The 23,052-nt window shown below is 60.5% G+C and carries 20 protein-coding genes; 7 read left to right on the top strand and 13 right to left on the bottom strand.

Going from position 1 to position 23,052, the window contains the following annotated elements; translation table 11 throughout:
* Positions 1-61: 61 nt before the first annotated feature.
* From hflX to ACI514_RS22725, 7 genes are all read right to left on the bottom strand, one after another.
* A complete protein-coding gene (gene hflX, locus ACI514_RS22695) occupies positions 62-1,363 on the bottom strand; it encodes a ribosome rescue GTPase HflX (RefSeq protein ID WP_122593812.1) in 1,302 nt (433 codons plus the stop codon).
* Positions 1,364-1,375: 12 nt separating this feature from the next.
* Positions 1,376-1,636, bottom strand: a complete 261-nt coding sequence (gene hfq, locus ACI514_RS22700; RefSeq protein ID WP_007902656.1) for an RNA chaperone Hfq — start codon at positions 1,634-1,636, stop codon at positions 1,376-1,378.
* 95 nt (positions 1,637-1,731) lie between these two features.
* Entirely contained in the window at positions 1,732-2,703 is a 972-nt protein-coding gene (miaA, locus tag ACI514_RS22705) for a tRNA (adenosine(37)-N6)-dimethylallyltransferase MiaA (protein ID WP_160055345.1), read from the bottom strand.
* Complete coding sequence (gene mutL, locus ACI514_RS22710; RefSeq protein WP_174244491.1) at positions 2,703-4,604, bottom strand: DNA mismatch repair endonuclease MutL; 1,902 nt, start codon at positions 4,602-4,604, stop codon at positions 2,703-2,705. Before mutL ends, miaA begins: the two co-directional genes overlap by 1 nt.
* 8 nt (positions 4,605-4,612) lie before the next feature.
* Positions 4,613-5,986 (bottom strand): N-acetylmuramoyl-L-alanine amidase, encoded by a 1,374-nt coding sequence (locus ACI514_RS22715; protein ID WP_371748301.1) that lies wholly within the window; start codon positions 5,984-5,986, stop codon positions 4,613-4,615.
* Positions 5,987-6,043: 57 nt separating this feature from the next.
* Complete coding sequence (gene tsaE, locus ACI514_RS22720; RefSeq protein WP_160055339.1) at positions 6,044-6,514, bottom strand: tRNA (adenosine(37)-N6)-threonylcarbamoyltransferase complex ATPase subunit type 1 TsaE; 471 nt, start codon at positions 6,512-6,514, stop codon at positions 6,044-6,046.
* Positions 6,502-8,001 carry an NAD(P)H-hydrate dehydratase gene (locus tag ACI514_RS22725; protein WP_160055336.1) on the bottom strand — a complete coding sequence of 500 codons (1,500 nt, stop codon included), beginning with the start codon at positions 7,999-8,001 and terminating at the stop codon, positions 6,502-6,504. The genes tsaE and ACI514_RS22725 overlap by 13 nt, the downstream gene beginning before the upstream one ends.
* Before the next feature lie 63 nt (positions 8,002-8,064).
* On the opposite strand from ACI514_RS22725, the gene queG reads away from it, so the two are divergent.
* The gene (queG, locus tag ACI514_RS22730; protein ID WP_160055333.1) at positions 8,065-9,144 is read left to right on the top strand and encodes a tRNA epoxyqueuosine(34) reductase QueG; all 1,080 of its coding nucleotides are present in this window, start codon (positions 8,065-8,067) and stop codon (positions 9,142-9,144) included.
* Here the strand turns inward: queG and ACI514_RS22735 are convergent.
* Positions 9,126-9,737, bottom strand: a complete 612-nt coding sequence (locus ACI514_RS22735) for a trimeric intracellular cation channel family protein (RefSeq protein ID WP_095120635.1) — start codon at positions 9,735-9,737, stop codon at positions 9,126-9,128. The two genes, queG and ACI514_RS22735, sit on opposite strands and share 19 nt — an antisense overlap.
* A 92-nt stretch (positions 9,738-9,829) precedes the next feature.
* Positions 9,830-10,372: an oligoribonuclease gene (gene orn, locus ACI514_RS22740; RefSeq protein ID WP_077570608.1), complete on the bottom strand. Its 543-nt coding sequence runs from the start codon at positions 10,370-10,372 to the stop codon at positions 9,830-9,832.
* Positions 10,373-10,479: 107 nt separating this feature from the next.
* Between orn and rsgA the strand changes: the two genes are divergently transcribed.
* Positions 10,480-11,511, top strand: a complete 1,032-nt coding sequence (gene rsgA, locus ACI514_RS22745; protein ID WP_038360332.1) for a small ribosomal subunit biogenesis GTPase RsgA — start codon at positions 10,480-10,482, stop codon at positions 11,509-11,511.
* 48 nt (positions 11,512-11,559) lie between these two features.
* Here rsgA and ACI514_RS22750 read toward each other — a convergent pair whose 3' ends face one another.
* The 3 genes from ACI514_RS22750 to motA all read right to left on the bottom strand — a co-directional run bounded on the left by ACI514_RS22750 (position 11,560) and on the right by motA (position 14,746).
* Positions 11,560-12,723, bottom strand: a complete 1,164-nt coding sequence (locus ACI514_RS22750; protein WP_160055330.1) for a sterol desaturase family protein — start codon at positions 12,721-12,723, stop codon at positions 11,560-11,562.
* 91 nt (positions 12,724-12,814) lie between these two features.
* Positions 12,815-13,891 carry a flagellar motor protein MotB gene (gene motB, locus ACI514_RS22755; RefSeq protein WP_160055327.1) on the bottom strand — a complete coding sequence of 359 codons (1,077 nt, stop codon included), beginning with the start codon at positions 13,889-13,891 and terminating at the stop codon, positions 12,815-12,817.
* A 3-nt stretch (positions 13,892-13,894) separates the two neighbouring features.
* On the bottom strand, positions 13,895-14,746 hold the full coding sequence (gene motA, locus ACI514_RS22760) for a flagellar motor stator protein MotA (protein ID WP_007952169.1): 852 nt from the start codon (positions 14,744-14,746) through the stop codon (positions 13,895-13,897).
* 166 nt (positions 14,747-14,912) lie between these two features.
* Between motA and ACI514_RS22765 the strand changes: the two genes are divergently transcribed.
* The 4 genes from ACI514_RS22765 (at position 14,913) to ACI514_RS22780 (ending at position 20,094) form a co-directional block, all read left to right on the top strand.
* Positions 14,913-16,451, top strand: coding sequence for an HDOD domain-containing protein (locus tag ACI514_RS22765; RefSeq protein WP_160055324.1), 1,539 nt, complete (start codon positions 14,913-14,915; stop codon positions 16,449-16,451).
* A 42-nt stretch (positions 16,452-16,493) separates the two neighbouring features.
* Positions 16,494-17,309, top strand: a complete 816-nt coding sequence (gene rhdA / locus ACI514_RS22770) for a thiosulfate sulfurtransferase (RefSeq protein ID WP_160055321.1) — start codon at positions 16,494-16,496, stop codon at positions 17,307-17,309.
* A 19-nt stretch (positions 17,310-17,328) separates the two neighbouring features.
* Complete coding sequence (asd, locus tag ACI514_RS22775; protein WP_077570589.1) at positions 17,329-18,189, top strand: archaetidylserine decarboxylase; 861 nt, start codon at positions 17,329-17,331, stop codon at positions 18,187-18,189.
* 150 nt (positions 18,190-18,339) lie between these two features.
* Entirely contained in the window at positions 18,340-20,094 is a 1,755-nt protein-coding gene (locus ACI514_RS22780; RefSeq protein ID WP_405122427.1) for a molecular chaperone, read from the top strand.
* A gap of 90 nt (positions 20,095-20,184) precedes the next feature.
* Here ACI514_RS22780 and serB read toward each other — a convergent pair whose 3' ends face one another.
* A complete protein-coding gene (gene serB / locus ACI514_RS22785) occupies positions 20,185-21,399 on the bottom strand; it encodes a phosphoserine phosphatase SerB (protein WP_008079219.1) in 1,215 nt (404 codons plus the stop codon).
* Positions 21,400-21,533: 134 nt separating this feature from the next.
* On the opposite strand from serB, the gene ACI514_RS22790 reads away from it, so the two are divergent.
* Positions 21,534-23,039, top strand: a complete 1,506-nt coding sequence (locus tag ACI514_RS22790) for an AhpA/YtjB family protein (protein WP_108224384.1) — start codon at positions 21,534-21,536, stop codon at positions 23,037-23,039.
* Positions 23,040-23,052: the final 13 nt, after the last annotated feature.

The raw sequence follows: 23,052 nt of genomic DNA on the forward strand, positions 1-23,052 counted from the left end.
CGGCGCGCCGACCAATGCTACAGAATGCCTGCCGTTGCGGCACAACCGCTTTGTCAGGCTTTTATTGCAAAGTGTGTTGCTCGATGAATTCCATCGGCTGCAATCCTTCGCGGCTTACCAGTCGATTCAACTCGACACGGGGCAAACGAACGGCCAGCAAACTGATGCCTTCTTCGTCGTGCTCTTCTTTCTGCACCGCACCGAGTTCGAAAAACTGCGCACGCAGTCGCGCGAATCGTTGCGGCAAGCGCAAGGTACCGATAAACAAATCACTGCCAAGCAATTCGGCGATGGCTTGTTCAAGCAATTCCAGACCACTGCCATCACGCGCCGACAGCCAGACCCGCTGGGGCTTGCCGTTTTCGTCGCGCTGGATTTGTGGCTCAACACCTTCAAGCAAATCGAGTTTGTTATAGACCTCGAGGATCGGCAAGTCCTGGGCACCAATCTCGCCCAGCACCACCATCACCTGCTCGATCTGCAACATGCGATCCGGTTCGGCCGCATCGATCACGTGCAACAGCAGATCGGAATTGCTCGACTCTTCGAGGGTAGACCGAAATGCTTCGACCAGCTTGTGCGGCAAGTGACGAATGAAGCCCACCGTGTCCGCTAGAACGATCGGCCCCAGGTCGTCAATGTCGAGACGGCGCAGGGTCGGGTCCAGCGTGGCGAACAATTGGTCGGCCGCGTAGACATCGGATTTCGTCACGTTGTTGAAGAGCGTGGATTTGCCGGCGTTGGTATATCCCACCAGAGACACGGTAGGGATATCCGCACGGGAGCGGCCGCGTCGCGATTGCTCGCGCTGGCTGCGCACCTTCTCGAGCCGGCCCTTGATCTGGCGTAGGCGAACCCGCAGCAAACGGCGGTCGGTTTCCAGTTGGGTTTCACCTGGACCGCGCATGCCGATACCGCCACCCTGACGTTCAAGGTGAGTCCAGCCGCGAACCAACCGCGTGCTCATGTGGTCAAGCTGGGCCAGTTCAACCTGGAGCTTGCCTTCATGGGTGCGGGCGCGCTGGGCAAAAATATCGAGAATCAGACCGGTACGGTCGATCACGCGACACTCGAAAACACGTTCGAGGTTACGTTCCTGACTGGGCGTGAGGATGTGATTGAAAATCACCAGATCGGCTTCTTCAGCCTTGACCAGGTCGCGCAGTTCCTCGACCTTGCCGCTGCCGATCAGAAATTTGGCGGTTGGCCGATGACGCGGCACGTTAAAAAACGCAACGGTCTCGGCGCCGGCCGAATTAGCCAATTCCTGAAACTCCTGCGGATCTTCGCGCGCCTCAGGGTCCTGTCCATCCAAGTGAACGAGGATCACTCGCTCACCACCACCGTGGCGCTCAAAGAACAAAGGAGACTCCTATCAGGCGTTACCTGGCTCAGCGTCACCTGCTTCGGATTCGGTTGCGCTAGGCAGACGAATTGGACGAACCGGCACTACTGTCGAGATAGCGTGTTTGTAAACCATTTGGCTCACGGTGTTTTTCAGCAGGATCACGAACTGGTCGAACGACTCGATCGTGCCTTGCAGTTTGATACCGTTGACCAGATAGATGGAAACCCCAACTTTCTCTTTACGTAAAGTATTCAAGTAAGGGTCTTGTAGCGAATGCCCTTTTGACATGTGCCGCACTCCTTTAAGGATTCAATAATAAAAAATAGGTAATTCAGATGGCTTTGGCCGCCACACCCCCAAGGATAGACGGCAATTGCAAGGACTCAGCTCAATATGGAGATGGTCCCAAGGTATTTCAAGGCGCGTGGCAGATTGTCGCAATCAAGACTGTCCAGCCAGTGTAGATCTTCCCAGCTGCGCAGCCAGGTGAACTGGCGTTTGGCCAATTGGCGCGTGGCGATGATGCCGCGCTCCTGCATGTCGGCCAACGTCAGCTTGCCATCCAGGTAATCCCAGACTTGGCGGTAGCCTACCGCACGTATAGACGGCAACCCTGAATGCAGGTCACTTCTTTTACGCAGGGCTACGACCTCGTCGATGAATCCCTGTTCCAACATAATTGTGAATCTTTGTTTAATGCGCTCGTGCAGTACCTGGCGGTTTGCCGGGGCAATGGCCAAGTTCGCGACAGTATAGGGCAATTGTTGCAGTCCCGAAGCGGCTGCTTCAGTACTTTGCGCAGATTGTTGCTGGCGCAGCGCAGTCATGCTCTGACCGCTGACTCGGTAAACTTCCAGCGCGCGACTCAGGCGCTGCGGATCGTTCGGGTGAATCCGCGCCGCGGACACCGGATCGATGACCGCCAATTGGTCGTGCAGGGCTTGCCAGCCAAGGCGTGCAGCCTCTTCTTCGATCTGCGCGCGAACCTCGGCATCGGCCGCTGGCATATCCGCCAGACCTTCGACCAAAGCCTTGTAATAGAGCATCGTACCGCCCACCAACAGCGGAATTTTTCCGCGCGAGGTGATCTCGGCCATGGCTTGCAGGGCGTCACGACGAAAATCCGCAGCCGAATAGGCTTCAGCCGGATCAAGGATATCGATCAAACGGTGCGGATATTCGGCCAGCAGTTCTCTCGAAGGCTTGGCGGTGCCGATGTCCATGCCGCGATAGACCAGCGCCGAATCGACACTGATCAACTCGCACGGCAGCACCTTGGTCAGCTCGATGGCCAGATCGGTCTTGCCCGCAGCGGTCGGGCCCATCAGGAAAATCGCTGGAGGTAGCTGGCTCATCAACGACCGCGCAGGAACAGTTTGTCCAGATCGTCCAGGCCCAATTGGGTCCAGGTCGGTCGGCCATGGTTGCATTGACCGCTGCGCTCGGTGTTTTCCATGTCACGCAGCAGGCCGTTCATTTCCGGCAGGGCCAGGCGCCGGTTGGCGCGAATCGCGCCGTGACAGGCCATGGTGCCGAGCAATTCGTTGAGGTGCGCCTGAATCCTGTCGCTGGTGCCGTACTCCATCAGATCCGACAGCACGTCACCGACCAGACGGTTGGCTTCGGCCTGCTTCAACAAAGCCGGGATCTGGCGGATCGCCAGGGTTTCCGGGCCCAGACGCTGCAATTCAAAGCCCAGTCGCTGGAACCATGCGGCGTGCTCTTCAGCACAATCGGCCTCGCGCTGACTGACCGCCAGCGATTCCGGCACCAGCAATGGCTGGCCACTGAGGCCTTCGCTGGCCATGGCGATTTTCAGACGCTCATACATGATCCGTTCATGGGCGGCATGCATATCCACCAACACCAGACCTTGAGCGTTCTCGGACAGAATGTAGATGCCCTTGAGCTGCGCCAGTGCGTAACCGAGCGGCGGAATATCTTCCTGACCAGCCGGCAGTGCGTTGGCATTGGCCTCAGGCAGCGGCGCGAAAAACTCGCGGTATGCGGCCTGCGCCTCGGCAGCCGGCGGCACCGCCGATTGCGGGCGCGGCGTGTATTGATACTGGTAAGCGCCGCCAGCACCGGCACCGGACGAGGTATTGAACGCCGGTTGCGCCTGCGGCTGCTCCAGCAGCGCATTGGCCGCCAGACGCATTTCGCCCTGTGGGCCGAACTCACCGGCATCGAGGCCGCTTGGGCGGACGATCGCAGTGGTGACAGAACCGGCAAGCTGATCTTCCGGACGCACATCGCCCAACGCGCGGTGCAAGGTGCCATAAAGGAAGTCATGCACCATCCGACCGTCTCGGAAGCGCACTTCGTGTTTGGTCGGGTGAACGTTGACGTCGACGGCTGCCGGATCGACCTCGAAGAACAGCGCAAAGGTCGGATGGCGGCCGTTGAACAACACATCGCGATAAGCCTGACGCACCGCATGGGCCACCAGTTTGTCGCGCACCGCCCGGCCATTCACAAAGAAATACTGCAAATCCGCCTGACTACGGTTGAAGGTCGGCAAACCGACCCAGCCCCAAAGATGCAAGCCATTGCGTTCGATCTCGATCGGCAGCGCCTGCTCAAGGAAGCCCGAGCCGCAGATTGCCGCCACACGCCGGGCACGGGCCGCGTCATCGTGGGCCTCATGCAGACTGAGAATGGTCTTGCCGTTGTGGCGCAGATGAAACGCGACGTCGAAACGCGCCAGCGCCAGACGCTTGATCACTTCTTGCAGATGATCGAATTCGGTTTTTTCGGTCTTGAGGAATTTGCGCCGCGCCGGGGTGTTGAAGAACAGATCGCGGACTTCCACCGAAGTGCCGACCGGATGCGCCGCCGGCTGAACACGAGGCGCCATGTCGCGACCTTCGGTTTCGACTTGCCAGGCTTGATCGGCACCACGGGTGCGCGAGGTCAGGGTCAGACGCGCCACGGAGCTGATCGAGGCCAGCGCCTCACCACGGAAACCCAGGCTCATTACCTGTTCAAGGTCTTCGAGGTTGCGGATCTTGCTGGTGGCGTGACGGGCCAGCGCCAACGGCAAGTCATCGGCGGAAATCCCGCTGCCGTCATCACGTACGCGCAGCAGCTTGACCCCGCCCTGCTCGACGTCGACATCAATACGTTTGGCACCGGAGTCGAGGCTGTTTTCCAGCAGTTCCTTGATCACCGAAGCCGGGCGTTCAACCACTTCACCGGCGGCAATCTGGTTCGCCAGCCGTGGGCTGAGCAGTTCGATGCGGGCAGCCGCGTTCAGCACTTCGTTCATTCTTTGGACGCCAGTTCGGTGCCTGGAATGGTCAAGTGCTGACCGACTTTCAGCTCATCGCTTTTCAGGTTGTTGGCGGCACGCAGCGTGGCCGGCGACACCTGATAACGCACGCCGATCATCGCCAGCGTCTCACCCGGGCCGACGCGGTGATCGCGCGGGCCTTGGGCGATCTTGCCGGAATCACGCAGCCAGGCGATGTACGTGCCCGGCGGCGGGTTCTGCTGGAAGAACTGACGCACGCCGCTGCTGATCGAACGCGCCAGCGCTTGCTGGTGGCTCGACGCCGAGAGTTTGTTCGCTTCGTTGGCGTTGGAGATGAAGCCGGTTTCGACCAGGATCGACGGGATGTCCGGCGACTTCAGCACCATGAACCCGGCCTGCTCCACACGCTGTTTGTGCAGTGGCGTGACACGGCCGATGTTGGTCAGGACTTTCTGCCCGACGTTGAGGCTGGAGGTCAGCGAGGCGGTCATCGACAGGTCGAGCAACACGCCCGCGAGCATGCGGTCCTTGTCGTCGAGGCTGACGTTGCCGGCACCACCGATCAAGTCGGAACGGTTTTCGCTGTCGGCCAGCCAACGCGCTGTCTCGGAAGTTGCACCGCGATCAGACAGGGCAAACACCGAGGCGCCGAAGGCGGCCGCAGACGGCGCAGCGTCGGCGTGAATCGAGACGAACAGGTCGGCGCCCTTCTTGCGGGCGATTTCGGTACGGCCGCGCAGCGGGATGAAGTAGTCGCCGGTACGGGTCAATTCGGCGCGGAAGCCTTTCATGCCGTTGACCTGACGCTGCAACTCGCGGGCGATCTGCAATACCACGTCTTTCTCACGCTGACCGCGCGAGCCGGACGCACCCGGGTCTTCGCCGCCGTGGCCGGCATCGATCACGACAATAATGTCGCGTTTGCCGGCTGGGGCTGGTGGCAACTTGATTGCCGGCTCGGTCGGGGTTACCGGGACCGCTGGCACTGTCGCCACCTGCGGCGTTGGCGCAGGCGGCGGGGCGGCGTCGGCCGGGTTATCGAACAGGTCTACCACCAGACGGTTGCCGTACTGCGCGTTCGGCGCCAGCGAGAAGCTTTTCGGGGTGACGGCTTTCTTCAGGTCGATGACCACGCGCAAATCGGTCGGCGTACGCTGGGCCGAACGCATTGCGGTGATCGGCGTGTTCGCAGTCTGCACATTCAGTGGCGCACCGAGGGTGGCGCCGTTGATGTCGATGACCAGTCGATCCGGAGCGGTCAGGGTAAACACGCTGTGCTGCACCGGACCGCTGAGGTCGAAGACCAGTCGCGTGTTGTCCGGCGCCCGCCACAGGCGCACGCTGTTGACCTTCGAATCGGCCACAGCGTTGACGGTTACTGCCATCAACAACAGTCCAGCGGCAGCCACCAACGCGCGAAAGCGCATACCTAACCCCATCATTTAATTGGATTCCAATGCCAAAGCGGCACACCAGGCCTCGCCACGCGAGCCCTGGGATAAAATTTTCAGCGAACGCCCGCTGTCTTGCGGGCTAATGGTAATGGTCAGGTCAGGCTTTGGCAAAAAGCCTGCACCTTTATCGGGCCACTCGATCAGGCAAAGGGCGTCGTCTTCGAAGTAGTCGCGGATGCCGAGAAACTCCAGTTCTTCCGGATCGACCAGGCGATACAGGTCGAAGTGGAAGGCGCGGATGTCACCGATTTCGTAGGGTTCGACCAAGGTGAAGGTCGGACTTTTTACCGAGCCAACGTGGCCCAAGCCACGAATGATGCCCCGCGATAGCGTGGTTTTGCCCATGCCCAGGTTGCCTTCGAGAAAAATCAGCCCGTGGCCTTGAGTCACGCGGGCAATCCGTGCGCCAAAGTCGCTCATGGCCTGTTCATCGGCCAGGTACAGGGTTACTTCAGACACGGTGCTTGCTCCTCCAACAACTGACGAATGGCTGGAATCAGATCACTGGCCGCCAGCCCACGGCCGAATTTTCCTTGTTGCCTACCGGCATTGGCGTGCAGCCAGACGGCCAGGCAGGCAGCATCGAAGCCGTCCATGCCTTGTGCCAGCAGCGCACCGGTCAAACCGGCCAGCACGTCGCCGAGTCCGGCGGTGGCCATGGCCGGATGACCTTGGTGACACAACGCCAGACGGCCATCGGGGTGAGCGATCAGGCTGCCGGCGCCTTTCAACACCACAACCGCTGTATATTTTTTGCTCAATGCCAGCGCCGCCGCCGGACGATCCGCTTGCACTTCGGCGGTGCTGATTCCCAGCAAGCGCGCGGCTTCGCCCGGATGCGGGGTGATCACGCAATCCTTGGGCAACTCAACGAAACCGCTCGCCAGCAGGTTCAATGCGTCGGCGTCCCATACTTGCGGCAGTGCTGCGTTGGCGGCCGCCGACAACAGTGCGCGGCCCCAACTGGCCTGCCCAAGTCCCGGGCCGACCACCAGCACAGAAACTTTCTCCAGCAAACCCATCAACTGATTGGCAGAAGACGCGCCGAGCGCCATGGCTTCCGGCACTCGACTCAGTGCTGCGGGGATGTGTTCAGGACGGGTCGCCAGCGACACCATGCCCGCGCCACTGCGCAGGGCCGTTTCGGTGCTGAGCAGAATCGCCCCGCCAAAACCGTGATCGCCGCCGATCAACAGCACATGGCCGAAACGGCCCTTGTGCGAAGTCGGGGCACGCGCCGCCAACCTCGGAAGATTAGCCGTGTTGAGCCTTCGGGCGATAAATGGAATGTCACGATAGATGTCGGCGCGGGCCTGCAAATCGTTAAATACCAATTGGCCGACATGATCCGCTGCGTCGCCGGTGAACAGACCGATTTTCAGCCCGATAAAGGTCACCGTAAGATCAGCCTGCACAGCGGCGCCCAGAACATGCCCGGTGTCGGCGCTCAGACCAGAAGGAATATCGACGGCGGTCACCGGCAAACCGCTGGCGTTGATTGCCTTGATCGCCGAGAGATAAGGCTCGCGCACGTCCCCGCTCAGACCCGTGCCGAGCAATGCATCGAGAATGACGCCGCGTAATTCGCTTTCAGCCTGCCAGGCCTGCACCGCAACACCTTCCGCCAACGCTTCGGCATGGGCCTGCGCGGCATCGCCCTGCAAACGCTGCGGATCGCCGACCGCCAACACCCGCACCTGCCAGCCGGCTCGCTGCGCCAAGGCCGCGACCAGATAACCGTCACCGGCATTGTTGCCATGCCCGGCCAGCACCGTCAGTTCAGTCGCCGACGGCCATTGCCGCACCAGTGCTCGCCACGTCGAATGGGCCGCGCGCTGCATCAATTCGAAGCCCGGCGTACCGGCGGCAATCAGCCGTGCATCGAGTTCGCGCACCTGTGCGGCGCCATACAGCGCGTCGGGTAATTGATCTTTCGTGTGCGGCATGCGTCTTCGGGCTCCGATGTCTGGCAGAATTATACGCACCTCAGCTCCGGTTTCTCTCGCCTCATGTCCGCCATCACCACAGACCTGCCCGCCCTCGCCCAATCGATCAAGGATTGGGGTCGCGAGCTGGGCTTTCAGCAAGTCGGCATCAGCGGCCTGGATCTGGCCGAGCATGAGCAGCATCTCGCGCGCTGGCTCGAGGCCGGCTACCACGGCGAAATGGACTACATGGGCGCCCATGGCAGCAAACGCTCGCACCCGGAAGAGCTGGTGCCGGGCACGTTGCGCGTGGTCTCGCTGCGCATGGACTACCTGCCGGGCGATACGCAAATGGCGCAAATGCTGGCGCAACCGGAAAAAGCTTACGTGTCGCGTTATGCCTTGGGCCGCGATTACCACAAATTGATCCGTAAACGTGTGCAGCAATTGGCCGACAAGATTCAATCGGAGATTGGCCCGTTCGGTTTCCGCGCGTTTGTCGACAGCGCGCCCGTGCTGGAAAAAGCCATTGCCGAACAGGCCGGGCTGGGCTGGATCGGCAAAAACACCCTGGTGCTGAATCGCAAGGCCGGCAGCTATTTTTTCTTGAGCGAACTGTTCGTCGATCTACCGTTGCCGGTGGATGAGCCGCACAGCAACGAACACTGCGGCCGCTGTACTGCGTGCCTCGATATCTGCCCGACCAACGCATTCGTCGGCCCTTACGTGCTGGACGCGCGCCGCTGCATTTCCTACCTGACCATCGAACTGAAAAACGCGATCCCCGAAGATTTGCGACCGCTGATCGGCAACCGTGTGTTCGGTTGCGATGACTGCCAGATCGTCTGCCCGTGGAACCGGTTCGCCAAGCACTCCGGGGAAAGCGACTTCAAGCCACGGCACAATCTGGACAACGCTGAACTGGCTGAACTGTTCATGTGGGACGAAGACAAATTTCTCAGCAGTACCGAAGGCTCACCGCTGCGTCGGGCCGGGTATGAACGCTGGCTGCGCAATCTGGCCGTGGGACTGGGCAACGCCCCCTCGAGCATTCCGGTTCTGGAAGCATTGAAGGCGCGCCGTGAATACCCGTCAGCGCTGGTACAAGAGCACGTCGAATGGGCGCTGAAGCAACACGCCAAACGTCAAGGCGCGTCGTTGTAAACGAACTTGGGCATTTCCCAATGAAAGCGAATCGCCAACAAACGCAATAGAAAGCCGCCAAACAGCGTAATCAAAATCGCCTGCTCGCTCGGCACGTTCAGATACAGGCAAAGCATGTAACACCACGCCGCCGCAAACGAGACGCTGGCGTATAGCTCTCGGCGGAAAATCAGCGGTATGTCATTGCAGAAGATATCGCGCAGGATGCCGCCGAAGACGCCAGTGATCACACCGCTGACCGACGCGACCAGCATGCCGTGGCCCATTTCCAGCGCGGTCATGCAGCCAATCAGGGTGAACGCCACCAGGCCGACGGCGTCGAGCACCAGGAACAGCGAACGCAGATGGCGCATCCAGCGCGCGGTGAACACGGTGAACATTGCAGCGACCGAGGTCAGCACCAGGTATTCCGGGTGTTTTACCCAGGTCAGAGGATAATGCCCGAGCAGTACATCGCGCACCGAGCCACCGCCCAAGGCTGTCACGCAGGCGATCAGCACCACGCCAAACCAGTCCATGCCGCGCCGCCCGGCAGAGAGGGCGCCAGTCATGGCTTCAGCAGTAATGGCGATCAGATAGAGCATCAGCAACATGGTGGCGATCCAGGCAGGAAGGCGCGCAGTCTAGCCATTTCAGTGCGGCACCAAAAGGGGGCAATCGCAATGCCCGCCCCCATCGCCAGGCATTAGAACTTGATGAAATGCTTGCGGTAGTGCTGCAACTCGGCGATCGATTCGCGGATGTCGTCCAGCGCCAGGTGCGTGCTGCCTTTCTTGAAGCTGTCGCGCACGTCCGGCGCCCAGCGCGCGGCCAGTTCCTTGAGCGTGGAAACGTCGAGGTTGCGGTAGTGGAAGTAGCTTTCCAGCGACTTCATATGCGTATAAAGGAAGCGGCGATCCTGGCAGATGCTGTTGCCACAGATCGGCGATTTGCCCTTCGGCACCCATTTTTCCAGGAAGGCGATGGTTTCGGCTTCTGCCTCGGCCATGCTGATGCGGCTGTCGCGCACGCGCTGGGTCAGGCCGGAGTTGCCGTGGGTACGAGTGTTCCACTCGTCCATGCGGGCCAGCACTTCGTCACTGTGGTGGATGGCGATCACCGGCCCTTCGGCCAACGTGTTCAGATCGCTATCGGTGACGATAGTGGCCATCTCGATGATGACGTCGTTTTCCGGATCCAGACCGGTCATTTCCAGGTCGATCCAGATCAGGTTCTGCGGGTTTGGCATATTTCGGCTCCTAGGCAATGCTGCGCAGTTTAGCCTAGGCCGGTGGCCGGGCGTGCTAAACTCGCGGCCGTTTTACCTAATCGCTGCATTCTTCAGACGGAACACCCATGGCCAAACGCCAACTCAATCGTCGTCAAAACTGGCGCATCGAAAAGATTCAGGGCGAACGCGCCGCACGCGCCGCCAAACGCGAGTCCTCGGCGGTCGAAGCCCTTGAGGGCGGCGATCTGGGCCCGGAGCAAACAGGTCTGGTGATCGCCCACTTCGGTGTGCAGGTCGAGGTCGAAGCTGTTGACGGCGATCAGGCCGGCCAGGTCTTCCGCTGCCACTTGCGCGCCAACCTGCCCGCACTGGTGACCGGTGATACCGTCGTCTGGCGTGCCGGCAATCAGGGCATTGGTGTGATCGTCGCGCAACTGCCGCGCACCACCGAACTGTGCCGCCCGGACAGCCGTGGTCAGCTCAAACCGGTAGCCGCCAACGTCGACATGATCGTCATCGTCTTCGCGCCGCTGCCCGAGCCTCACGCCAACCTGATCGACCGTTATCTGGTTGCTGCCGAACACGCCGGCATCCGTCCATTGCTGCTGCTGAACAAGTTCGACCTGATCGACGAGCAGAACGCCCCGGCGCTCAATGCGCTGCTGGCGGTGTATCGCACGCTGGGTTATCCGGTGCTGGAAGTCTCGGCGCACCACGGCAACGGCATGGAACAACTGCAACAGCAACTCGACGGGCGCATCAGCGTGTTCGTCGGCCAGTCCGGTGTCGGCAAGTCGTCATTGGTCAACAGCTTGCTGCCTGAGGTTGAAACCCGTGTCGGGCCGCTGTCCGAACTGTCCGGCCAGGGCACGCACACGACAACCACCGCACGGCTGTTTCACTTCCCTGGCGGCGGTGAACTGATCGATTCCCCGGGTATCCGTGAGTTCGGCCTCGGCCACGTCAGCCGCGCCGATGTCGAAGCAGGCTTCATCGAGTTCGATGATCTGCTCGGCACCTGCCGCTTCCGCGATTGCAAACATGACCGCGAACCGGGTTGTGCGCTGCTCAAGGCACTCGAAGACGGACGCATCCAGCAGCAGCGGATGAACAGCTACCGCTCGATCATCGCCAGCCTGCCGGAAAACGGCTATTAAGTAGCCGGACACAAAAAAGCCGCGATCATCTCGCGGCTTTTTTTTGCCTCAAACGCTGGCGGGCGGTTTTGGCACGACCATTTTCGGCTCAGGTTTCTGAAACGCATACAGATGCTGACGCACAATCCCGCCCGGCAACTCCTTGCCGAACACGCCGTAACGTACCGGCCATTCTTTGGGCGGCAACTTGAAGGTGCCGAACAGCATGTCCACCAGCGGCGTGTGGATGGCGTAGTTCTTGTAGATGTAATCCTTGTGCCGAGCATGGTGCCAATGGTGATAGCGCGGCAGCACGATCAGGTAATTCAGCCAGCCGCCGTTGATCCGCACGTTGGCGTGGGCGAGTACTGCCTGAACACCGACCAGAATCACATAGGCATTCAATGCTTGCGGCGCGAAGCCCAGCAGCATCAACGGCACCAGCACACCGGTTCGGGTCAGCAGGATTTCGATGAAGTGCACACGCGAACCGGCGAGCCAGTCCATGTGCGTACTGGAGTGATGCACCGCGTGGATACGCCACAGCCATGGCACCACATGGTAGAGCCGGTGCAGCCAATATTGACCTAGATCGGCAACCAGGATCGCCAGCAGAAACTGCACAACTAGCGGCAGGCTTTGCACGCTGGTCTGCAAGCTTGGCGACATCGCCCAACCGGCGATGTAACTCGAGGAGGCGGTGATGAAGATCAGGATGAATTGCACCAGCATGTGGCTGACGAAAAAGTAGGTCAGGTCGGTGCGCCAGTGCGGGCGCAGGATGTTTTGCTCGGGATCCTTGGAATAAAGCTTCTCCAGAGGAATGAACACGATCGCCGACACCAGCAGCGCCAGCACAAACCAGTCCAGGCCCAGCGAGTACGGGGTCTGTCCGATCGAACTGACCTGAACATTGGTGCCACCGAGGAATACCGCCAGGCCCGATGCGACCAGACCGGTGATTCCTAGGCGTTTACGCTTGTTAAGGAGGATATTCAGGGTGCCGAGGCTGAATGACAGCACCAGACCAAGCAACAGCGTGGTGCGCGCAAACTGCTCGTCATAGACCTTGCGCAGTTCGGCCGTGGTCAGCCATTCCGGGAAGAGAAAACAAAACACCGCCAACAGGCTCAACAGCCCGAGGGTGGCTGATATATAGCCACTGACCCGCCCCTCGCCAAATTTGAAGGGTGCGTTGCCATGCCGTTGAAAATAGGCTTTGAGTCTTTCCATTTACTGATCTTCCGTGATTGCGAAAACTGCGACTGGTCATTGCGACGCAGGCAGATACAAAAAAGCCACGGTAACCGTGGCTTTTTGTCGGTCACTGTTTCGGCGTGGGGGCCGGCACAGTGGCTGGAGGGGCAGCAGGCGCGGGCGCCGCACTCCCCGGCTCAGGCGGTTTCGGCGCAGCGTCGTCGAACAGGTTCAAGCGTTCGCGCAGCTCGTGTGCAGGCACCGGTTGCTGATCCGCCGGCAGTGCATTCGGGTCAACCGGTGTTGCCGGAGCGGCGCCGTTCTGACCTTGATCTGCAGGTTTCGCTGGATCGGCACCTTGCGCACCTTCGATGGCCGCCTGGGCTTTCTTGGTCAGTACGACAATATCGATGCGGCGGTTGACCGGGTTGAACGGGTTTTCCTTGTCGAACAGCGCCGACGAGGCATAACCGACGACCCGCGCCACTTGCGCATCCGGATAGCTGCCGGCGATCAAGGCACGACGAGCGGCGTTGGCACGGTTGGCCGACAATTCCCAGTTACCGAAATCACCGGTGCCGGTGTACGGCTTGGCGTCGGTGTGGCCGCTGATGCTGATCTTGTTCGGCACCGCTTTGATGGTGTCGGCCATGGCCAGCAGGATGTCTTCGAAGTACGGCTTCAGGCGAGCAGAACCGGAGTCGAACATCGGCCGGTTCTCGGCGTCCATGATCTGGATGCGCAAGCCGTTCGGCGTGATCTCGAAGAGGATCTGGTCCTTGAACTTCTGCAGTTGCGGGTTCTCGTCGACCTTGTTCTGCAGTTCTTGCAGGAGCAGCTCCAGACGTTCCTTCTCGACCTGCTCGGCCATGCCTTCAACCTGTTCGGTGTCGACCGTGACCTTGTCGGGTTGCGGCTGCGATTTCACTTCCGGGTTAAGGGTGTTTTCCGGCGCCAGGGTCGGCGTGCCGCCCAGATCGATGATGTACGGCGTACCGCTTTCGGAGAAGCCGACCGGGTCTTTGAAGTAACCGGCGATGGCGATCTTCTGCTCCGGCGTTGCCGTGGACAACAGCCACAACACCAGGAAGAACGCCATCATCGCCGTGGCGAAGTCGGCGAAAGCGATTTTCCACGCCCCGCCGTGATGCCCGCCGGCTATGCGCTTGACGCGCTTGATGATAATCGGCTGATTATTTTCCATTTCTTAGCGACCGCGAACGGCTTGTTCCAGCTCGGCAAAGCTTGGACGGTGGGCCGGGTACAGCACCTTGCGACCGAACTCGACCGCCAGCGACGGCGGCATGCCGGAAGCAGAAGCCACCAGCGAGGCCTTGATGGCTTCGTAGACGTTCAGCTCTTCCTTGGCATCGTGGGCCAGCGAGTGCGCCAGCGGGCCGAAAAAACCGTACGCCGCGAGAATACCGAAGAAGGTACCGACCAGTGCCGCACCGACGTGCAGACCGATCGACTTCTGATCGCCCTCACCCAGCGAGGCCATGGTCACCACGATACCGAGTACCGCCGCGACGATACCGAAACCGGGCATGGCATCGGCGATGCCGTTCACCGCATGAGATGGATGCTCAAGGTCTTCTTTGAGGCTGTACAGTTCCATGTCGAACAAGCCTTCCAGCTCGTGCGGCGCCATGTTGCCGGACGACATGATGCGCAGGTAATCGCAGATGAACGCGGTCATGCGTTCGTCTTTGAGCACTGCCGGGTACTTGGCGAAGATCGGGCTCGCGGCGGCATCTTCGATGTCGCCTTCGATGGCCATCATGCCTTCGCGGCGGCTCTTGTTGAGGATCTCGTAGATCAGCCCGAGCACTTCCAGATAGAACGTGTGGCTGAAGCGTGAACTGAACATGCTCAGGGATTTCTTGAGCACGTGCATCGTCATGTAGCCGGGGTTGGCCTGCAGGAATGCACCGAGTGCAGCACCACCGATGATCATCACCTCGAAAGGCTGGATCAGGGCGGCAATCTTGCCGTGGGAGAGCACGTATCCGCCGAGCACGCTCGCGAATACGACGATGATGCCGATAATTTTAGCCATAGGTAGAAAGTACTTATTTAAGTCGGGTTCAAGGTCATATTCGGAAGTTAAAAAATCTCTTCTTCTACTTATCGGCAAAACTGCGCCAGACTATAGCCAGTTCAGGCGAAAAGCCAATTTAGCCCATGCCGGGCGCGTCTACAGTCAGTGAAGATCCCGTCCAGACATGGCTAATGAAACGAACGTCCCACACGCAAAACCGACCACCATTGACGGCTGGGTAAAGTTGCTCGACAGCGTCCGGCTGCCCGTACCGCAAGACGCTCACGACAAGGTCTGCCGAGCGATCCGTGACAATCGCAGTTCGTTGCGCGACATCGCCGACCTGATGCAGGACAGCCCGGCGCTGGCCTTGAGCATCATCCGTGAGGCGAATCGTCACACCCACGGGACCATGGCCACCCCAGCGGAAAACCTTGAGGTGGCGATCAATCGCCTTGGCCTCGCCCGCACCGAAGAATTGCTGGCGCGCCTGCCCGCCGAACCGCTGATGCAAATCCCCAAGGCGCTGCGCCAATTGCAGATGATCAGCCAGCACGCGACGCAACAGGCCAACGGTTTTTTCGCCAGTCGCCTGGCGCGGCTGTGGCAGGACATTCACTGGGGCAGCCTGCTGTTTCTGTCGCCGCTGTGGCCGATGGCGCTGACGTATCCGCAATTGCTCGAAGAGTGGGAACTGCGGGTTATTCACAAGGGCGAATCGGCCCGCGTAGTCGAAAAACAATTGTTTGGTGTACGCCTGCTGAAAATCGCAGAAGCGTTGGTGCAGGCCTGGCACCTGCCGATCTGGGTGCAGCAGGGTTATAAACTGCTGCTCAGTGAACAACGCGAGCTGGTGAAGGTGCTGCGCATTGCCCGCGACAGCGAACATCCGCTGCGCCAGCAAAATCGCCTTGACGATGACCCGACGTTGCGCCGCTGGCTCAACCAGCCAGCCAACACCGTGCTGCTTGCCAATGGTCTGGCGCTGTCGGCGCAACAAGCCTGGGACAGTCCGCACAGCGAACGCTGGCAGTACCTGACCAGCCTTTATCTGCAAATCTCGATGGACGAGGTGCAGCAGCAACTGCACCAGCAGGCTGCCAACAGTGCACGCCAGCATGCAATGCCCGATCTGTGGCACCCGGCGGTTTCGCTACTGTGGCCATGGGGCACGCACCGTTTGCCGGCAGGCATGTTGCCGGCTGCTGCGCCGAGCGCTGAAGACCTTGGCCAATGGCGCCGCCAATGCGCCGAACTGCTCGCCGAACCGAGCCGCTTCACCAATGCGATGAGCCTGACCGTCGCCGCTCGCGATGCGCTGGTCGCCAGCGGCATGCGCCGGGTGATGATCCTGATGGCCGATCGCACGCAGTCGAATCTGCGCGTGAATCAAACCGCCGGGCTACCGAAAGAAGCAGCGGCGCTGAATTTTGTCGTCAGCCAGAGCAGCGTGCTGCAACGGCTGCTGGCGCAACAGGCACAGGTGCGGATTACCCCGGACAACAACGCGCAGTTCTCCGCGCTGCTGCCGCCGGGCCTGCGCACACTGTTTCGCGGCGAGCATCTGTTCCTGCGCTCACTGGTGAATAACGGCCGGGTAATCATGATTGTGGTCGCCGATCAGGGCGGCGGGCCGTTTGCCGACATCACCGTGCAAGCTTTTGGCAAAACCGCGCAGTGCATCGAAAAAGCCCTGCACAGCTTTAGCAGCCGTGGCCGATGAGGCTGCGCTACAATTCCCCCCTTTGTGCCCTGGAGACCTCACATGTCTGACTTCTCTGGCTTGCCGCTCGTCATCGAGCCGAGCGACCTGCTCCCGCGCCTCGATTCCCCTGAACTGATTCTGGTGGATCTGACCAGCGCTGCCCGTTACACCGAAGGTCATCTGCCCGGCGCACGCTTTGTCGATCCGAAACGCACCCAGCTCGGTCAACCGCCGGCGCCGGGCCTGCTGCCGGCGAAAGCTGATCTGGAGGCGTTGTTCGGTGAACTGGGCCATCGCAAAGACGCGGTCTACGTGGTCTATGACGACGAAGGCGGCGGCTGGGCCGGGCGCTTCATCTGGCTGCTCGACGTCATCGGTCACGACAAGTACCACTATATAGACGGTGGTCTGCCGGCGTGGCTGGCGGATGGTATGCCGATGTCGATCCAGGTTCCGCCGATTGTCGGTGGGCCGCTGGCATTGACCCTGGACGAAGCACCGACTGCCACGCGCGAATACCTGCAAAGCCGTCTCGGCGCTGCCGATCTGGCGATCTGGGATGCGCGCGGGCCGCTGGAGTATTCCGGCGAGAAAGTGCTGGCCGCCAAGGCCGGGCACATTCCCGGCGCGGTCAATTTCGAATGGACTGCCGGCATGGACAAGGCGCGTCAGCTGCGCATCCGTACGGACATGCCGCAGATTCTCGAAGACCTCGGGATCACCAAGGACAAAGAAATCATTACCCACTGCCAGACCCACCACCGGTCGGGCTTCACTTATCTGGTGGCCAAGTCCCTCGGTTATCCGCGGGTCAAGGGCTACGCCGGTTCCTGGGGCGAATGGGGCAACCACCCTGACACGCCAGTCGAGATTTAAGGTTTTTTAAGGACAACCAATGAAAGAGCGTCTGTTTATCCTCAGCCAGTACCTGCTGCCTCATCACCTGCTGTCCCGCCTGGCTGGCTGCATTGCCGAGTGCCGCGTGCGCTGGTTCAAGAATGCCTTTACCCAATGGTTCGCCAAGCGTTATCAGGTGGACATGTCGCAAGCGCTGGTCGAAGACCTGACCGCTTACGAGCACTTCAACGCCTTCTTCACCCGCGCCCTGAAAGACGGCGCGCGTCCACTGGACGAAACTCCGGGTGCGATCCTCAGCCCGGCCGACGGTGCGGTCAGCCAGCTCGGCCCGATCGAGCACGGTCGCGTGTTCCAGGCCAAGGGCCACAGCTTCAGCGTGCTGGAACTGCTCGGCGGAGATGCGGCCAACGCAGCGCCGTTCATGGGCGGCGACTTCGCCACCATCTACCTGTCGCCGAAAGACTACCACCGCGTGCACATGCCGCTGGCCGGCACCCTGCGCGAAATGGTCTACATCCCGGGCCGGATCTTCTCGGTGAATCAGACCACCGCTGAAAACGTACCGGAACTGTTCGCTCGCAACGAGCGCGTGGCGTGCATCTTCGACACCGAGCGCGGCCCGATGGCTGTAGTGCTGGTCGGCGCGATGATCGTCGCTTCGATCGAAACCGTATGGGCCGGTCTGGTCACGCCGCCGAAGCGTGAACTGAAAACCTTCCGCTACGACGAAGCCGCCCGTGCCCCGATCCATCTGGAAAAAGGTGCCGAACTGGGCCGCTTCAAACTGGGTTCGACCGCGATCGTGCTGTTCGGGCCGGATCAGGTCAAATGGGCTGAAGAACTGGTCGCCGGTTCGCCAGTGCAGATGGGCCAAGGCCTGGCGCTGCCAAACGCCTGATCCCTGAACTGACGGTCGCCCCCTTGTAGGAGCTGCCGAAGGCTGCGATCCTTTGATCCTGGTTTCTAAAATCAACATCAAAAGATCGCAGCCTCGGCAGCTCCTACAGGTTCAAGGCCGGTTCGTCCATTTGCTGCTATGGTTTTTGGCATGAGCCAGACCATCTCCGCCCCACCGCTGAGCGCCCCGATCCCGACGCAAACGCGCCTGTCGTTTTGCGAAGCCACCCCGCGCGACCTCAAGCGCTGGATCGCCGGCCTGCCCAAAGCCAACATCGGCGAAACCGCCCGCCTGCTGTATCAAGGCCTGGGCGAACTCAACCAGTTGCTCACGCCCAGCGACAACCGCCTCAACCTGCTGGAGCTGCTGCGCCCCGAGGTTTATTTCGTCTGCCAGCATCTGGAGCGGCACTTCCTGCATCAGGCGATCATGCTCGACGAGCGTTCGCGCAAGATCAGCAATCTGTGCCAGGCACTGCAAAGCCATCTGGCCATCGGCTACAAGCAAATCGTGCTGCGAATTGCGCCGAAGTACAGCAAGGATCGTGCGGCGTTGGTCAGCACCGCCCTGCAACGGGCGGCCCATGCACTCAAAGGCCAGGTGCTGCGGGCCACCCAGCTGTATAGCTCGCCGCCGGAGCACGTGTGGTTCGAACTGCATCAGTTGTATCGCATCACCTGCGAACTGCAACTGCAACAGCGCCGGGTCCACGACGATCTCGCCAGCCTTACCACCGAACTCACGCTGGAACAGACTTACATCGCTGCCCTGCTCCTGGGCAGTGCCCGCTGCAATCAATTGCGGCAGAACCAGATCGCCCGATTGGCCGAAGTGCTCGAACCGTGGAGCGCCCTGCTCAAATTACATCCCGGTCGCTCAAGCGAAGGCCTGTTTGCGATCAGCCCGGCAATCGATGCCGGCCCGCGCTATCGCAACATGTTTCGCAGCGAAGAACAGGCCGGATTGCTCGGCTTCGATCCGCAGCCGCTGGTGAACGCCATCGAAGCGCATTTGCAGCATCAACCCACATCGACGCCGCTGCCCGTTCCGCCCGGGCTGAGCTTCGACACCCTGCAACACCTGCACGCCACCTGGGGACAAGCCGCCGAGCGCAGCTTTCAGCGCACCGTCGGCCAGGGCCATCTGACCGTGTGCGTGGGCATGAGCGCCCTGCACTTTTATCTGGGTGGCGAGCGCAGTTTCAGCGAGCTGCTCAAGCACCCCGGAACGCGCTCGGCGAATTTCAGCAGTGCCGTCGCCAAAGGTGAAAGGGACAGTTGGAGCCAAGCCTTCGACGCTGCACCGCAGAGCAAAACTGATGAATTTTTGCCTTACGAGGAAATCCAGTACGACCATTTGCTCGAGGATGAAAGCGGCACCGACAGTACGCCGCACTACCCGACCCACGCTCTGCCAGTAATCAATCACAGCCCCGGCGGATATTGCCTGGCGTGGCCGAATGAAGTGCCCGCCGAGCTGCAGGCCGGGGAAATGCTCGGCATTCAGGACAGTGTTAGTCTGGGCTGGAGCATCGCGGTCATTCGCTGGATCCGCCAGGTGCGCGGCGGCGGCACGCAAATGGGCATTGAGCTGGTGGCGCCACATGCCCAGCCTTGCGGCCTGCAACTGGTGCGCTCACGGGACGATCACAGTCAGTATTTGCGCGGATTATTGCTACCGGAAATCAGTGCGATCGACTTGCCGGCGACCTTGCTGGCACCGCGTTTGCCGTTTCAGGAAGGCAGTAAAGTGCTGATCAACACCCAGGGCGAAGAACACCGCGCCGGGCTGGATCGCCGGGTGGCGAGCACGCACAGCTTCAATCAGTTTGCCTATCGCTCGCTGGAGGCTGCGAAAAATGGCGGGAGTGAGGAGGATTTTGATTCGTTGTGGAAGTCGCTTTAAAGCAAAAGATCGCAGCCTTCGGCAGCTCCTACAGGAAAATGCATATTCCTCTGTAGGAGCTGCCGAAGGCTGCGATCTTTTGATCTTTAATTACAACTGCCCGTCGCGATCACGGAAGCCCAGCAGATACAGCACGCCATCCAGCCCCAACGTCGAAATCGCCTGCTTCGCCGACTGTTTGACCAGTGGTTTGGCGCGGAACGCCACACCCAACCCGGCAATTGCCAGCATCGGCAGGTCATTCGCGCCGTCGCCGACCGCGATGGTCTGCTCCAGACGCAAACCTTCCTTGTGCGCCAGCTCTTTCAGCAAATCAGCCTTGCGCTGGGCATCGACGATCGGCTCGATCGCCACGCCAGTACACTTGCCGTCGACCACTTCCAGCTCGTTGGCGAACACGTAGTCGATGCCGAGTTTGGCCTGCAATTGCTTGGCAAAGTAGGTGAAGCCGCCGGAGAGGATCGCGGTCTTGTAGCCCAGACGCTTGAGTTCGGCGAACAGCGTTTCGGCGCCCTCGGTCAGACGCAGCGAGGCACCGATCGAATCCAGCACGCTGACATCCAGACCTTTAAGCAGGGCCAGACGTTCTTTGAAGCTGGCGCGGAAATCCAGTTCGCCGGCCATGGCCCGCTCAGTGATTTCGGAGACTTGCTCGCCAACCCCGGCAGCCTTGGCCAGTTCATCGATAACCTCGGCCTCGATCAGCGTCGAATCCATGTCGAACACCGCCAGACGACGGTTGCGACGGAACAGCGAATCTTCCTGAAAGGCGATGTCCACATTCAGCTCTTGGGCAACGCTGAGGAATTCGGCGCGCAAGGCCTGCGGATCAGCCGCTTCGCCACGTACGGAGAACTCGATGCAGCCCTTGCCTTTGTCGGCTGGCGTGTCCAGCGGCATGCGACCCGACAGACGGTCGATGTGATCGATGTTCAAGCCGTATTTGGCAGTAATCGAACTGACCGCCTGCAATTGGCCGGCGGTCACTTTGCGGGTCAGCAGGGTGACGATGTGACGCTTCTTGCCCTGATTGCCCACCCATTGCTGGTAATCCTCTTCGGACACCGGCGTGAAACGCACCTGCTGGTCGAGCTCGTAGCCCTTGAACAGGATGTCCTTGAGCACGGATTTACCCTGCTCGGAATCGGGAATTTCAACCAGGATGCCGAACGACAGGGTGTCGTGGATCACCGCCTGACCGATGTCGAGAATGTTCACACCACCTTGTGCCAGAACACCGGTAATGGCTGCCGTCAGACCCGGACGGTCGACTCCCGTGATGTTAATCAGGACGATTTCGCGCAACGCGCACCCCCGCAACTGGAAAAAAACCGCATTCTACCCACTTTCAGTGACCATCGGGCACCGCGAGCGCTTTGCCGGTCTAGGGCCTGTCGCTATACTGCGCGTCAACTTCACGGACAAAAGAGCCGAGCTCAGTGAACCGGCCCACGCCAGTTAAAACCGATAACTTCTTCCTGCTGATCTTCCGTGCACTGCGCCACCGCCGTGTACCGATTGCATTGCGCATTGCCAGCCATAACGTGATCCTGGTCGCTCTGGCCCTGGTGATCTATGCCGGCGTGATGGGTTTGCAATTCAAGCAGGCCATGCACCAGCAGGCCGATGCGCTGGGCGAAAGCCTGACCACGCAGACCGCGACCTCGGCCACCGAGCTGTTGGTGTCCAACGACATCCTCAGCCTCAACGTGCTGCTCAACAACCTGACCAAGAACAAACTGGTGGCCCACGCGGCGATCTACAGCGTGGATAACCGCATCCTCGCCGAGTCCGGTCAGCGGCCCAAGCACAGCCTGCTGGGCGAAGCCGAAGGCATGTACGAGAGCAAGATCACCTTCCAGGACGTGACTGCAGGGCAACTGCGCATCAGCCTGGACATGGATCAGTTCCAGCAGCCAATGACCATCAGCCTGCAAAGCATGGGCATTCTCAGTGGGATTCTTTTGGCGCTGTCGCTGGCCTTGAGCCTGCGCATGGGTCGCTACCTGTCGACGCCGTTGCTGCAATTGCGCGTCTGGTTGCGCCGTATCGACGAGCACACGCCGGGCATCGATCGTCAGGATGAAATCGGCGATCTGGCGCGTCAGCTGCACGCCAACTACGCGCCGGAGCCTGCACCTGAACCGGAGCCTGAGTTCGAGGACGAAGAGGACGAGCCGGAATTCGAAGTGCGCAACTTGCGTGATCCGAGTTTCGACGAAACCCGTCCGATGGCCGCGCAGAAGCCTGCACCGCGACATCTGGTCAGCACCGTCGAAGACGATGATGACGATGACGCATTCGCCGACCTGCGCGACGAGTCGCTCAATGTCGCGCCGCAACCCGTCGTTCGCCAGCCGTCGCCAAGCGTGCCGCAGCACACCGCCGTGCTGGCCGTGCAACTGGGCTCGCAGGAGCAACTGCGCCGCTTGCCGCGGGCTCGTCTGGAAGAGTTGCAGGAGCGTTATCGCGACTGCCTCGATCAGGCCGCTTCGTTGTATCAGGGCGAAATCGAAACCCTGAACGACGGCAGCACGCTGATGCTGTTCCACACCGAAGACAGCGGCGACGATTACCTGACCAACGCGATCTGCTGCGGTGAACTGCTGCGGGCATTGGGTCATCAGTTGCAGATTGAAGTCGCGGACAGTGGCATTACCTTGCAATTGCAGTTGGGCCTGACTTTGGGTGATGAGCTGTTTGGTCTGAGCCAGATTGATCTGTTGCTGACCGATTCGGCGCAGGATGCATTGGCTCTGTCGCAGCACAGCCGCAACCTGCTGCTGGTTGAACGCAAGATCAGTGACGATGCGTTGATCCGACAGCGCGCGCGGATCCGGCCGATCGCCAGCCCTGAGGGTGCTTGCTGTGTGGAGCGGTTGATGGAGCCTTATCCGTCGATGCTCGAGCGGCAGCTGGCGCGGATGCATGAGCGTCGGGCGTAAGCCTTAGACCTTA

Source organism: Pseudomonas sp. M20, assembly GCF_045037865.1.
Classification (GTDB): Bacteria; Pseudomonadota; Gammaproteobacteria; order Pseudomonadales; family Pseudomonadaceae; genus Aquipseudomonas.